The 13,934-nt window shown below is 65.0% G+C and carries 7 protein-coding genes; 6 read left to right on the plus strand and 1 reads right to left on the minus strand.

All coding sequences use genetic code 11. From position 1 onward, the window contains the following. The first annotated feature begins 34 nt into the window (after window positions 1-34). Complete coding sequence (locus tag SS05631_RS00145) at window positions 35-2,287, plus strand: ATP-binding protein (protein WP_037420783.1); 2,253 nt, start codon at window positions 35-37, stop codon at window positions 2,285-2,287. Window positions 2,288-2,399: 112 nt separating this feature from the next. Next, on the plus strand, window positions 2,400-3,290 hold the full coding sequence (locus tag SS05631_RS00150) for a GNAT family N-acetyltransferase (protein ID WP_037420780.1): 891 nt from the start codon (window positions 2,400-2,402) through the stop codon (window positions 3,288-3,290). A 394-nt stretch (window positions 3,291-3,684) separates the two neighbouring features. Here SS05631_RS00150 and SS05631_RS00155 read toward each other — a convergent pair whose 3' ends face one another. Beyond that, the gene (locus SS05631_RS00155; RefSeq protein WP_037420777.1) at window positions 3,685-5,970 is read right to left on the minus strand and encodes an NADP-dependent malic enzyme; all 2,286 of its coding nucleotides are present in this window, start codon (window positions 5,968-5,970) and stop codon (window positions 3,685-3,687) included. 102 nt (window positions 5,971-6,072) lie between these two features. Here SS05631_RS00155 and mutS point away from each other — a divergent pair, with 102 nt between their 5' ends. The 4 genes from mutS to SS05631_RS00175 all read left to right on the plus strand — a co-directional run bounded on the left by mutS (window position 6,073) and on the right by SS05631_RS00175 (window position 13,864). Continuing rightward, window positions 6,073-8,820 (plus strand): DNA mismatch repair protein MutS, encoded by a 2,748-nt coding sequence (gene mutS / locus SS05631_RS00160; protein WP_037420774.1) that lies wholly within the window; start codon window positions 6,073-6,075, stop codon window positions 8,818-8,820. Between the two features lie 201 nt (window positions 8,821-9,021). Then, window positions 9,022-11,871, plus strand: a complete 2,850-nt coding sequence (locus tag SS05631_RS00165) for a [protein-PII] uridylyltransferase (RefSeq protein ID WP_037420770.1) — start codon at window positions 9,022-9,024, stop codon at window positions 11,869-11,871. Continuing rightward, a complete protein-coding gene (gene murJ, locus SS05631_RS00170; protein WP_037420767.1) occupies window positions 11,868-13,475 on the plus strand; it encodes a murein biosynthesis integral membrane protein MurJ in 1,608 nt (535 codons plus the stop codon). Before SS05631_RS00165 ends, murJ begins: the two co-directional genes overlap by 4 nt. Beyond that, complete coding sequence (locus tag SS05631_RS00175) at window positions 13,472-13,864, plus strand: VOC family protein (protein ID WP_037420763.1); 393 nt, start codon at window positions 13,472-13,474, stop codon at window positions 13,862-13,864. Before murJ ends, SS05631_RS00175 begins: the two co-directional genes overlap by 4 nt. Window positions 13,865-13,934 lie beyond the last annotated feature (70 nt).

The raw sequence follows: 13,934 nt of genomic DNA on the forward strand, positions 1-13,934 counted from the left end.
CCATTCGGAAGGCTTGCCATGCCAGGTTGAAGGCATGAGCGAGCTTCCATCGGTCAAGCATCGGAACCAAGCCGGCTCGGGCGCGCGATCCGGAGCGGCTGGAATCACGTTCTCGAAGGCGACTACGCTCGGTGGTGGCTTGCGGCCGGCGATCGGCGGCGAAGCATCCGTCGGGCGACTTCTCCTTGCGCTCGCCGGCCTCGCTGCTGCGGGCGTTCTGCTGGTCGTCGGCGCGCGCGCCGATCTTTATCTGCTGCCGGTCCTTGCGGCCCTCAGTGCCCTTGTTGGCGGCTTTCTGCTGCTCTCCAGCCATGGCACGGCCTCCGGGCAGGTTCCGGAGGCGGGCAGGGCCGCAGCCGATGCGCTGTGTTCCGAGACGGCGAAGCTGCTTTCGACGATCCATGACGCGCTGGGCGACATTGCTCTCGTCCGCGGCATGGACGGCAGGATCGTCCAGGCGAACCGGGTGTTCACGCGAATGTGCGGGCGAGCCGACGTGCGGGGGCTGACCTGCTCCTCGCTGGGCCTCGAGTTCGAAACGCGGCCGGATCCCGACCGTTTCGTCGTCCGCTTGGCGACGCCGGCGGGCTTGCGCCTTTTCGATTGGCACAATGTCGTGATCCGCGCCCCGGCAACCGGCCGGTTGATGCGCCACAGCATCGCCCGCGACATAACGGAGGAAGCGCAGGCGGCACGCCGGCGGGAGGAGGCGCGGCAGCGCGCCGAAGAGGCGAGCCAGGCGAAATCGCGGCTGCTTGCGACCGTCACGCATGAGATCCGCACGCCGCTTTCCGGCATTCTCGGCATGAGCCATCTGCTCGCCCAGACGAAACTGTCGGCCGAGCAGCGGAACTATCTTGCCGACATGCAGCAGTCGGGCCACGCCCTGGTGCAACTGGTCGAGGACCTGATCGACTTCTCCTCGCTCTCGGCTGGGCGCTTTCAATTGCATCCGTCCGGGCAAGACCTGCGCCTCGTCATCGAGAACGTCGTGGAGATGCTCTCGCATCGTGCCCATGAGAAAGGCATCGAAATCGGCGCCGCGATCGATGCGAGTGTGCCGCGCTGCGTGGCCTTCGATGCGGCGCGGCTGCGGCAGGTGCTGTTCAACGTTATCGGCAATGCCGTGAAATTCACCGAGACCGGCGGCGTCCTCGTCACGGCCGGCTTCGAAGCGGGGATCGTCCGCATCCGCGTCGACGACAGCGGCCTCGGCATGTCGGCCGACGAACTGGCGCGTGTCTTCGATGAGTTCGAACAGGCCGGCGACGACGCCCAGCGCTCCAAGGGAACGGGTCTCGGTTTGGCGATATCCCGCCGCATCATGGAGGCTTTCGGCGGCAGCCTGACCGCGTCGAGCATCGCGGGAGAGGGAAGCCGCTTCGAAATTCGCTTCCCGGTCGCTGGAGCCGGTTCGGCGGCTCAGCCCCGCCGCGGTGTCCTTGCCGACACCCATGTACTCTTGCTCGCTCCCGACGGTCCTGCTTCGACGGCGCTTGCGGCGACGATCGAGACGCTCGGCGGCAAGTGCCACCCTGCCGGAACCCTCTCGGCCGCGCGCGCTGTCGCAGCCGACGCGCTCGCCGATCGCTTGCCGCTGACGGATATTATCGTCGATCACCGCCATGCGGCGCAGTTGCGCGAACTCCTCTCCCTAGAGCCGGCGCTCGGGCGGCAGCGATTGCGCAAGACCTGCCTGATCAGCCCCGAAGAGCGCAGCAGCCATCCGCTCAGCAGGATGGGCGGCTACGAGGCCTGGCTGATACGCCCCTTGCGGGAGAAATCGCTGGTCGAGGTGTTGCTCGGCCGCATGACGGGCATCGAAAGGCGCGACGGGATCAACGACAACAGGCCGATCCTGAGGGCGGAGCCGCCGAAGGCGGCAACGGTCCGAGATCACGGCCGCCCGGTGCTGCTCGCCGAGGACGATCCGGTGAACGCCCTGATCCTGCGGAAAATGCTCGAAGGAGCCGGGCACGCCGTCCACCCTGTTGGCGATTTCGCCGCGCTCGAGGCCGTGTTGCGAGAGAAGGGTGCCCCGGCGCTTATCGTGACGGACGTCAACATGCCGGGCGGCGACGGTCTTGCCCTGCTGCGGCGCCTTCGCGCGGAGGAAGCGCCCGGAACGGGACGTCGCCTGCCGGTGATCGTTCTGACCTCCGACGTCCGCAGCGATCTTCATCGGCTGTTGCTTGCGGCCGGCGTCGACGCCGTTCTCACAAAGCCGGTCGAACCGCAGCAGTTCCTCAATGAAGTCGCTCGGCTGCTTGGGGTCGGGCAAGCCTAGCCGCCGCGCGGCATTGTCCCGCCTCGGGGTTGTCTTGCGTTTTCGTGTCACTATGTTGTTGCAGAAACGTGGTCTAAGCCCGACGGACACTGACGATTCGGGATGACACGGCATGACGATCGACCTTCTGGATTCGACGAGCGTGGTTGACACTTCACAGGCTTGCGTCCGCAAGACGATTGCGGCACCGGCAACCGATGTTCTCGGCCGTATCGTCAATCTCGAAACGCGCCTTGCCCGTACGGCCGCGGAGATCGATGCGGCGCAGGCGGTACGCTACCGGGTTTTCGTCGAGGAGATGAAGGCGCAGGTGGCGCCCGAAGCAGAACGGCGCAAACGCGATGTCGACGGCTGGGATGCGATCTGCGACCACCTGCTCGTCCTCGACACGTCGATCGAAGGCGATGCCGAGGAGCAGATCGTCGGCACCTATCGCCTGCTGCGCCAGGAGGTTGCCGTGCGCGCGACCGGCTTCTATTCGGCCTCCGAGTTCGCGATCGGCGATCTTCTCGCCCGGCATCCGGACAAGCGCTTCATGGAACTCGGCCGATCCTGCGTGTTGCCGGAGTACCGGACCAAGCGCACGGTGGAACTGCTCTGGCAGGGCAATTGGGCCTATGCGCTGAGGCACGGCATCGACGCCATGTTCGGCTGCGGTTCGCTTCCGGGCGTGGTTCCGGCGGAGCACGCGTTGGCGCTCTCCTTCCTGCACCACAATATTCTGGCTCGCGACGAATGGGCGGTCGCCGCCCGGCCGGAGCTCTATCGCACGATGGATCTGATGCCGTCCGAGGCGGTCAATCCGAAAAAGGCGCTTGCGGCCCTGCCGCCGCTGATCAAGGGCTATATGCGGCTTGGTGCCATGGTCGGCGACGGTGCCGTGGTCGATCACGCTTTCCGCACGACAGACGTGCTGATCGTTCTGCCGATCAGCAATATTTCCGGTCGCTATCTCAACTACTACGGTGCCGACGCGGGACGTTTTTCTTCATCCGTCTCCTGATCTCCCCATCACGCCGATCGTTCAAGAAGATCATGCTCGGCGAAGCCATGCCTTTTACGTCGCAGTTTAACCGTTAACCACTTATTAAGTGTATGTTTGACTTCTAACATAATGAGACGGAAATATATCCTCGTGGTTGGATCTCAATTTCATTACGAAGCGGTGTAAAAAAGAAGGGGGCAACCGCCGCTGCGGCTGGAGGGAGCCGCGATCGCGGAAAGTTCCGTATTTTTGATGACGTAAGCTGTAGGTTGGTCACAATGTATTGAGCCCACTTCCTTCTCAAGAAGTGGGCTCTTGTTTTATTTGGAGACTTTGTACCGTTACTGTACAGATTCACAAATGCGCTTGACTACGACAGGGTGGGCCGTGCCGAAACGGCGCATCCGCCCCGTCAGGTCCCGGCATTGTAGGCGGCGATTGCGGCCAGGTTAACGATGTCGGAGTCCTTGGCCGACATGGAGACGATCTGCACCGACTTGTCGAAGCCGACGAGCAGCGGGCCGATGACCGTCGAACCGCCCAGCTCCTGGAGCATCTTGGTGGAGATCGAGGCCGAGTGGAAGGCGGGCATCACCAGCACGTTGGCGGTGCCGGAAAGCCGGCAGAACGGATATTGCTCCATCACCCGGTGATTGAGCGCCACGTCGGCGGCCATTTCGCCGTCATATTCGAAGTCGACACGGCGGCGGTCGAGAATCTTCACGGCCTCGCGCACCCGCTCGGAGCGCTCGCCCGACGGATGGCCGAAGGTCGAATAGGCCAGCATCGCGACACGCGGCACGTAGCCGAGCCGCTTGGCGAGGCCTGCGGCTTCCTCGGCGATATCGGCGAGTTCCTCGGCCGACGGCATGTCGTGCACGGCGGTGTCGGCGACGAGCACGGTGCGGCCGCGGCAGAGCGCGATCGACACGCCGATCACCCGGTGGCCGGGCTTTGCGTCGATGCAGCGGCGGACGTCCTCGAGGGCCGTCGAATAATTGCGCGTGAGACCGGTGACCATGCCGTCGGCGTCGCCAAGCGCGACCATCGAGGCGGCGAAGTGGTTGCGGTCGTTGTTGATCAGCCGCTGCACGTCGCGGAAGAGGTAGCCCTTGCGCTGCAGGCGGGCATAGAGGAAATCGGTATAGGCGCCGACGCGCTTCGACAGGCGCGCATTGACGATCTGGATGCCCGGCCGGTCGAGGTCTATGCCCTCCCGTTCGGCGGTTTCGCGCATCTGCTCCTCGCGCCCGAGCAGGATGGCCGTGCCGAGCTGCTGGTTCGCATAGGCGATGGCCGAGCGCATCATCTGCACTTCCTCGCCTTCGGCGAAGACGATGCGCTTCGGCTGGCGGCGGACGCGCTCGTAGATGCGCTGCAGCGTCGAGGCGATCGGATCGCGCCGAGCCGAAAGCTGCTGCCCGTAGGCATTGAGATCGGTGATCGGCTTGCGCGCGACGCCCGTCTCCATGGCCGCCTTCGCGACCGCCATCGGGATCGCCGAGATCAGGCGCGGATCGAAGGGCACCGGAATGATGTATTGCGCTCCGAAGCGCGGCCGGTTGCCCTGGTAGGCGGCGGCGACGTCGTCCGGCACGTCTTCCTTGGCGAGGCTGGCAAGCGCTTCCGCCGCGGCGATCTTCATCGCGTCGTTGATCGTCGAAGCGCGCACGTCAAGCGCGCCGCGGAAGATATAGGGAAAGCCGAGGACGTTGTTGACCTGGTTCGGATAATCGGAGCGGCCGGTCGCGACGATTGCATCGTCGCGGATCTGGGCGACCTCTTCCGGAGTGATTTCCGGATCCGGATTGGCCATGGCGAAGATGATCGGCTTCGGCGCGAGCGAGCGCACCATGTCGGGCGACAGCGCGCCCTTTGCCGAGAGACCGAAGAACACGTCCGCGCCCTCGACCGCCTCGGCTAGCGTCCGGCGATCGGTTTCGACCGCATGCGCCGACTTCCACTGGTTCATGCCCTCGGTGCGGCCCTTGTAGATCACTCCCTTGGTGTCGCAGAGGATGATGTTTTGCGGGTTGAAGCCCATCGCCTTGATCAGCTCGATGCAGGCGATGGCGGCAGCGCCGGCGCCGTTGCAGACGAGCCTGGTCGTCTTGAAGTCGCGGCCGGTCAGCGCCAGCGCATTGATGAGACCGGCGGCGGCGATGATCGCCGTGCCGTGCTGGTCGTCATGGAACACCGGAATGTCCATCACCTCGCGCAGTCGCTGCTCGATGATGAAACAATCCGGTGCCTTGATGTCCTCGAGATTGATGCCGCCGAAGGAGGGGCCGAGGAAGCGCACGCAGTTGATGAATTCGTCGACATTCTCGGTATCGACCTCGAGGTCGATCGAATCGACGTCGGCGAAACGCTTGAAGAGCACCGACTTGCCCTCCATCACCGGCTTCGAGGCAAGCGCCCCGAGATTGCCGAGGCCGAGGATCGCCGTTCCGTTCGAAATCACCGCCACCATGTTGCCGCGCGCCGTGTAATCATAGGCCGTCGCCGGATCCTCGGCGATCGCCTTGACGGGGACGGCGACGCCCGGCGAATAGGCGAGCGACAAGTCGCGCTGCGTCGCCATCGGTTTGGTCGGCGAGATCTCCAGCTTTCCGGGACGACCCTGGGAATGGAAGTCGAGTGCTTCCTGTTCAGTCACGCTCGTCCTCGTGCGGTCGGACTTGTCGGTAGCCGGCATGTTTCCTCAACCTCCTGTGGGCGACCCTTTCGATCAGCCTCTTTGTTGTTGTCGTCTATAAATGCTTGCGGATAGTGTGACATCTCTTTTTTTGGAACAATCATGAATTTCATGCCTGACGCATCGAGCCGCACGGGCGACGTCCTTTCCGTGTCCGATCTGGCGAGCGAGGAGAGCCGCTCCACTGCCACGCCGATGATGGAGCAGTTCATCGAGATCAAGGCGAACAATCCGGATTCGCTGTTGTTCTACCGGATGGGCGATTTCTACGAGCTGTTCTTCCAGGATGCGGTGGAAGCCTCGCGCGCGCTTGGCATTACGCTTACCAAACGCGGCCAGCATCTCGGCCAAGACATCCCGATGTGCGGGGTGCCGGTGCACGCCGCCGACGACTACCTGCAGAAGCTCATCGCGCTCGGCTTCCGGGTCGCAGTCTGCGAACAGGTGGAGGACCCCGCCGAAGCCAAGAAGCGCGGCAGCAAATCGGTGGTACGCCGCGATGTCGTGCGGCTGGTAACGCCGGGGACGATCACCGAGGACAAGCTGCTCTCGCCTTCGGAAACCAACTATCTGATGGCGCTCGCCCGCATCCGCAGCGGTTCGGATCCGGCCTATGCGCTTGCCTGGATCGACATTTCCACCGGCATTTTCCGTCTTGCCGAGACGGCGGAAAGCCGGCTGCTCGCCGATATTCTGCGCGTCGAGCCGCGCGAGCTGATCCTGCCGGATACCGTCTTCCACGATCCGGAACTGCGCCCGGTCTTCGACGTGCTCGGCCGGGTGGCGGTGCCGCAGCCGGCGGTCCTCTTCGACAGTGCCACGGCGGAAGGCCGGATCGGCCGGTACTACGGCGTAAAGACCCTGGACGGCTTCGGCACCTTCTCGCGCGCCGAACTTGCCGCCGCTTCCGCCGCGATCTCCTATGTCGAGAAGACGCAGCTCGCAGAACGACCGGCGCTCGGCATCCCGGAGCGGGAGAGCGCCGCCTCGACCCTCTTCATCGACCCGGCAACCCGCGCCAATCTGGAACTCGTCAAGACGCTGTCCGGCTCCCGCGACGGTAGCCTGTTGAGAGCCCTCGACCGCACAGTCACCAGCGGCGGCGCGCGGTTGCTCGCCGAGCGGCTGATGTCGCCGCTCACCGACCCGGAGCGGATCAATCACCGTCTCGATTCGATCGAGGTCCTTATCGACCAGCCAAGCTTCGCCATGGACGTCCGCGACGCCTTGCGGCGCGCGCCGGACATGCCGCGGGCCCTTTCTAGGCTCGCGCTCGGCCGCGGCGGCCCGCGCGACCTCGGCGCCATTCAGGCGGGACTTCGGGCCGCGGCGGCGACCTCGGCGCTGCTTGCGGAGGCGCGGCTTTCGTCGGAGCTTACCGAAGCGCAAGCCGCGCTCGCCGCCTTGCCGGCAGCCCTGCTGGAGCGCCTCGATTCAATGCTTGCCGAAGACTTGCCGCTTCTGAAGCGGGACGGCGGCTTCCTGCGCGAAGGGGCAAGCGGCGAACTCGACGAGATGCGGGCGCTGCGCGACCAGTCGCGTCGCGTCATTGCCGGCTTGCAGCTCCAATACTGCGAAGAGACCGGCATCAAGTCGCTGAAGATCAAGCACAACAATGTGCTCGGCTATTTCATCGAGGTGACGGCCGGCAATGCCGGCGCCATGACCGACACCGATGCCGGCCGTGCCCGCTTCATCCATCGCCAGACCATGGCGAATGCGATGCGCTTCACTACCACGGAACTTGCCGAGCTCGAGACGAAGATCGCCAATGCCGCCGATCGGGCGCTGGCGATCGAGCTCGAGGCCTTCGAGGCGATGGCCCGCGAGGTCGTCGCCGAGGCCGACGCGATCAAGGCGGCGGCGCTGGCGCTCGCGACGCTCGACGTCTCGGCGGGGCTTGCCGTGCTTGCCGAGGAGCAGAACTATGCCCGGCCGCTCGTCGATCACTCGCGGATGTTTTCGATCGACGGCGGACGCCACCCGGTCGTCGAGCAGGCGCTCAGGCGCCGGGCGGCCAATCCTTTCGTCGCCAATGGCTGCGACCTGTCGCCTCCGGACGGTCCGGAGGCCGGCGCCATCTGGCTGCTCACCGGTCCGAACATGGGCGGCAAGTCGACCTTCCTGCGCCAGAACGCGCTGATCGCCATCATGGCGCAGATGGGCTCCTTCGTGCCCGCCAACGCTGCCCATATCGGCATTGTCGACCGGCTGTTCTCACGGGTCGGCGCCTCGGACGATCTCGCCCGCGGCCGCTCGACCTTCATGGTCGAGATGGTCGAAACGGCGGCGATCCTCAACCAGGCGACCGACCGCTCGCTCGTCATCCTCGACGAGATCGGCCGCGGCACCGCGACTTTCGACGGCCTGTCGATCGCCTGGGCGGCGGTCGAGCATCTGCACGAGGTCAATCGCTGCCGCGGGCTCTTCGCCACCCATTTCCATGAACTGACGGTGCTGTCGGAAAAGCTCGGGCGGCTCTCCAATGCGACGATGCGGGTCAAGGAATGGGACGGCGACGTGATCTTCCTGCACGAGGTCGGCCCGGGCGCGGCCGACCGATCCTACGGCATTCAGGTCGCCCGCCTTGCCGGGCTTCCCGCCTCCGTCGTCGCGCGGGCGAGGGACGTGCTTGCCAAGCTTGAGGATGCCGACCGCAAGAATCCGGCGAGCCAGTTGATCGACGACCTGCCGCTCTTCCAGGTGGCGGTCAGGCGCGAAGAGGCGGCGAGGGCCTCCGGCCCCTCCAGGGTCGAAGAGGCGCTAAGGGCGCTCAATCCCGACGACATGACGCCGCGCGACGCATTGGATGCGCTCTACGCCTTGAAAAAGGACCTCGCCGGCCGCTGACTTGAGAGGCGCGTCTCGACGCGCCCGGGCCGTTGCGCAGCGCCCCGATTTTCCCTGTCAATCGACCGGCAAAAAGGCTATACAGCGCCGCGTGCCTTTTCACGAGGGCATGCGGTAGTGCTTGAAATGCTGCATGATTCCGGCGCTTGCACATGCAGCGAACCATTACGATCAGTCGGACAGGACGCCTCCCGGCACTAAATGGCCAAACACGAAACTTCCTTCCCTGAAATTCTCGACGTCGCCGCACTTCGGGCCAAGTGCGGCTTCATCGCCTCGGCCCATGCCGAGCAGCGCGAGCCGATGCGCCGCGCGCTTCTCGCCGCCTTCAAGGAGGCGAACAATGCAGGCCGAGCCAAGGCGCGCGAACTGCTTGCCGTCGACGGGGCCGGCATCAAATGCGCCGAGCGCATATCCTGGCTGCAGGATCAACTGATCACCGTGCTGCACGATTTCGTGCTGAACGAGGTGTTCGACGCCGCCCATGCGCCGGCGGCTTCCCGGCTCGCCGTGACCGCGGTCGGCGGCTATGGCCGCGGCACCCTGGCGCCGGGCTCGGACATAGACCTGCTCTTCCTGTTGCCGCCCAAAAAGGCGGTCTGGGCGGAGCCTGCCATCGAATTCACACTCTACGTCCTGTGGGACCTCGGCTTCAAGGTCGGCCATGCGACGCGCACCATCGACGAATGCATCCGACTGTCGCGCGCCGACATGACGATCCGCACGGCGATCCTCGAATGCCGCTATATTTGCGGTTCCGAGGCGCTGGCTGGCGAACTCGAGCAGCGCTTCGATCACGAGATCGTCCGCAACACTGGCCCCGAATTCATCGCTGCCAAGCTCGCCGAACGCGACGGGCGCCACCGCAAGGCGGGCGACACCCGCTATCTCGTCGAGCCGAACGTCAAGGAGGGCAAGGGGGGCTTACGCGATCTGCACACGCTGTTCTGGATCGCCAAGTATTTCTACCGGGTTAAGGATCCGGCCGACCTCGTCAAGCTCGGCGTCCTGTCGCGGCAGGAATACAAGCTTTTCCAGAAATCGGACGATTTCCTCTGGGCAGTTCGCTGCCACATGCACTTCCTGACCGGAAAGGCGGAGGAACGCCTGTCCTTCGACATCCAGCGCGAGATTGCCGAAGCGCTCGGCTATCACGACCATCCGGGCCTCTCGGCCGTCGAACGCTTCATGAAGCATTACTTCCTCGTCGCCAAGGACGTCGGCGATCTCACCCGCATCTTCTGCGCCGCGCTCGAGGACCAGCAGGCCAAGGATACGCCGGGGATCTCGGGCGTCTTCAGCCGCTTCCGGCACCGCACGCGCAAGATTGCCGGTACGCTCGATTTCGTCGACGATGGCGGCCGCATCGCGCTCGCAAGCCCGGACGTCTTCAAACGGGATCCGATCAACCTGCTGCGCCTGTTCCATATTGCCGATATCCACGGGCTGGAGTTCCATCCGAACGCGCTGAAGCAGGTGACCCGTTCGCTCGGCCTGATCACCCCGCATTTGCGCGAAAGCGACGAGGCCAACCGGCTGTTCCTGTCGATCCTCACCTCGCGCCGCAATCCGGAACTGATCCTGAGGCGCATGAACGAGTCGGGCGTGCTCGGCCGGTTCATCCCGGATTTCGGCAAGATCGTCTCGATGATGCAGTTCAACATGTATCATCACTACACGGTGGACGAGCACCTCTTGCGCACGGTCGACGTGCTGTCGCGGATCGATCGCGGCCTCGAGGAGGAAGCGCACCCGCTGACGGCCATGCTGATGCCCGGCATCGAGGATCGCGAGGCGCTCTACGTCGCCGTGCTGCTGCACGACATCGCCAAGGGCCGGCCCGAGGACCATTCGGTCGCCGGCGCCAAGGTTGCCCGCAAGCTCTGCCCGCGTCTCGGCCTGTCGCCGAAGCAGACCGAGACGGTGGTCTGGCTGGTCGAGGAACATCTGACCATGTCGATGGTCGCGCAGACCCGCGACCTCAATGACCGCAAGACCATCCTCGACTTCGCCGAGCGCGTGCAATCGCTCGAGCGCCTGAAGATGCTGCTCATCCTGACCGTCTGCGACATCCGGGCGGTCGGCCCCGGCGTCTGGAACGGCTGGAAGGGGCAGTTGCTGCGCACGCTCTATTACGAAACCGAGCTTCTTCTCTCCGGCGGCTTCTCGGAACTGTCGCGCAAGGAGCGGGCAAAGCACGCCGCCCATATGCTTGCAGACGCGCTCAAGGACTGGTCGAAGAAGGAGCGGGACGCCTATGTCCGGCTTCACTACCAGCCCTATCTCCTGACCGTGGCGCTCGAGGATCAGGTGCGGCACGCCGAATTCATCCGCGAGGCGGATAAGGCCGGCAAGACCCTGGCGACGATGGTGCGCACCCATCATTTCCATGCCATCACCGAGATCACCGTGCTTTCGCCGGACCATCCGCGGCTGCTGACGGTCATCGCCGGCGCCTGCGCCGCCGCGGGCGCCAACATCGTAGACGCGCAGATCCATACGACCTCGGATGGCCGGGCGCTGGATACGATCCTCGTCAACCGGGAGTTCTCGGTCGACGAGGACGAGATGCGGCGCGCGGCGAGCATCGGCAAGCTGATCGAGGACGTGCTCTCCGGCCGCAAGCGGCTGCCGGAGGTGATCGCCAGCCGCACCCGGGCGAAGAGGCGCAGCAAGGCCTTCACGGTGACGCCGGAGGTGACGATCAGCAATACGCTGTCGAACAAGTTCACCGTCATCGAGGTCGAGGGCCTCGACCGGACCGGCCTGCTTTCCGAGATCACCGCGGTGCTTTCCGACCTCTCGCTCGATATCGCCTCGGCCCATATCACCACTTTCGGCGAGAAGGTCATCGACACCTTCTATGTGACCGACCTGGTCGGCGCGAAGATCATCAATGAGAACCGGCAGAGTAACATTGCCGCGCGCCTCAAGGCAGTGCTGGCCGGCGAGGTCGACGAGGCGCGCGAGCGCATGCCCTCCGGCATCATCGCTCCCGCCCATCCGCCGCGGACGTCGCAGGCTTCCAGAACGACAAAAGCCGAAACATGAGCCTCGTCAAGAAATTCGCAACCGTCGGCGGCGCGACGCTCGGAAGCCGCGTCTTCGGCTTCGTGCGCGAGACCTTCATGGCGGCCGCCCTCGGCACCGGACCGGTCGCCGACGCTTTCAACACGGCCTTCCGGCTCCCCAACACCTTTCGCCGGCTTTTCGCCGAGGGTGCGTTCAACTCGGCTTTCGTGCCGCTCTTCGCCAAGGAGATCGAGGCGCGCGGCATGGACGGCGCCCGCCGCTTCTCCGAAGAAGTCTTCGGCGTGCTCTTCACCGTCCTTTTGTTTCTGACGATCGCCATGGAACTGGCGATGCCGTTTATCGTGCGCGAACTGATCGCTCCCGGTTTCGCCGACGATCCGGCGAAATTCGCAAGCACCGTCACCTTCGCGACGATCATGTTCCCGTATCTCGCCTGCATGTCGCTGGCGGCGATGATGGCGGGCATGCTCAATTCGCTGCACCGCTATTTCGCCGCGGCGATCGCGCCGGTGTTCCTCAACTTCATCCTGATCGGCGCGCTTGCCTATGCCTGGTATAGCGGCCAGGACGCGGTTGCCGTCGGCTACAGCCTCTCCTGGGGCGTCATGGCGGCCGGCCTTGTCCAGCTGGCGATCGTCTGGATCGCCGTCCGCAACGCCGGCATCCGGATCGGCTTCCGCCGTCCGCGCCTGACCGCCAATGTCCGGCGCCTGCTGGTGCTGGCGCTGCCGGCGGCGATCACCGGCGGCATCACCCAGATCAACCTGCTGATCAACACCAATATCGCCTCGGCGCAGGAAGGGGCGGTTTCGTCGCTCGTCTATGCGGACCGCATCTACCAGCTTCCGCTCGGCGTCGTCGGCATCGCCGTCGCAACCGTGCTCCTGCCGGAACTGTCGCGGGCGCTTCGTGCCGGCAATCTCAACGAGGCGTCGAACCTCCAGAACCGCTCCGTCGAGTTCACCCTGTTCCTGACCCTGCCGGCGGCCGCGGCGCTGCTGGTCATGTCGGAACCGATCGTCCGGCTGCTCTTCGAACGCGGAAAGTTCTCGCCCGAATCGACCGTCGTCGTCGGGCATATCCTGGCGATCTACGGTCTCGGCCTGCCGGCCTTCGTGCTGATCAAGGCCTTCATCCCGGGCTTCTTCGCGCGGGAGGACACGCGCACGCCGATGATCTTCGCGGCGATCTCGGTGGCGGTGAACGTGTCCTTGGCGCTGGCGCTGTTTCCCTCGCTCGGCGCCAGCGGCATCGCCACCGCCGAGATCGTCGCCGGCTGGGTGAACGCCCTCCTGCTCTTTGCGACGCTCGCCTGGCGCGGCCACTGGGGCCGCGACATTCCGCTACTCACCCGCATTCCGCGCCTTGTGATCGCCGCGGCGATCATGGCGGCGGCGCTCCACTACGCCATCCAGTGGCTGGTCTTCCCCCTTTCCTCCGCCGCGCCACTGGCGATCCGCGCCGCAACCGTATGCGGCCTGGTGGCGGTTGCGATGTCGATCTATTTCGCCGCCGCCTTTGGGCTCGGCGGCGCCAGCCTGGGGATGATACACCGCAGCTTGAAGCGCAAAGCTGTTCCGGCGGCTGCCTCGAGGGCGGGTGAGGGGACCGGCGAGCCATGAGGCAGACCATTGCCCGGGTCGCCATTCTCGTCCCGGACTATGTCGAGGGCATCGCCTTCTATTGCGGTCGCTTGGGCTTCGATCTGATCGAGGACACCGATCTAGGCGGCGGCAAGCGCTGGGTGCTGGTGCGGCCGAAAGGCGCGACCGAAACGGCGCTGCTCATCGCCAAGGCCGAGGGCGATCGGCAGAAGGCGGCGATCGGCAATCAGACCGGCGGCCGCGTCGGCTTCTTCCTCTTCACCGACGACTTTGCCCGCGACCATGCGATGATGCTTGCCGCCGGCGTCGAATTCCTCGAGACGCCGCGCCATGAGGCCTACGGCATTGTCGCCGTCTTCACCGATCCGTTCGGCAATCGTTGGGACCTCCTGCAACCCGCCTCTTGATTGCATTTGGCGCGCCGTGCATAAGCGCGGCGATATCAATTGGTGGGCCCTCCACAAGCCCGATGAGGAC

It is taken from the genome of Sinorhizobium sp. CCBAU 05631 (assembly GCF_002288505.1).
Classification (GTDB): Bacteria; Pseudomonadota; Alphaproteobacteria; order Rhizobiales; family Rhizobiaceae; genus Sinorhizobium; species Sinorhizobium fredii_C.

Excerpts from the sequence above, each read along its gene's own strand:
- SS05631_RS00145 (WP_037420783.1), top strand. The coding sequence starts at position 35 with ATGAGCGAGCTTCCATCGGTCAAGCATCGGAACCAAGCCGGCTCGGGC.
- SS05631_RS00150 (WP_037420780.1), top strand. The coding sequence starts at position 2,400 with ATGACGATCGACCTTCTGGATTCGACGAGCGTGGTTGACACTTCACAG.
- SS05631_RS00155 (WP_037420777.1), bottom strand. The coding sequence starts at position 5,970 with ATGCCGGCTACCGACAAGTCCGACCGCACGAGGACGAGCGTGACTGAA.
- mutS (WP_037420774.1), top strand. The coding sequence starts at position 6,073 with ATGAATTTCATGCCTGACGCATCGAGCCGCACGGGCGACGTCCTTTCC.
- SS05631_RS00165 (WP_037420770.1), top strand. The coding sequence starts at position 9,022 with ATGGCCAAACACGAAACTTCCTTCCCTGAAATTCTCGACGTCGCCGCA.
- murJ (WP_037420767.1), top strand. The coding sequence starts at position 11,868 with ATGAGCCTCGTCAAGAAATTCGCAACCGTCGGCGGCGCGACGCTCGGA.
- SS05631_RS00175 (WP_037420763.1), top strand. The coding sequence starts at position 13,472 with ATGAGGCAGACCATTGCCCGGGTCGCCATTCTCGTCCCGGACTATGTC.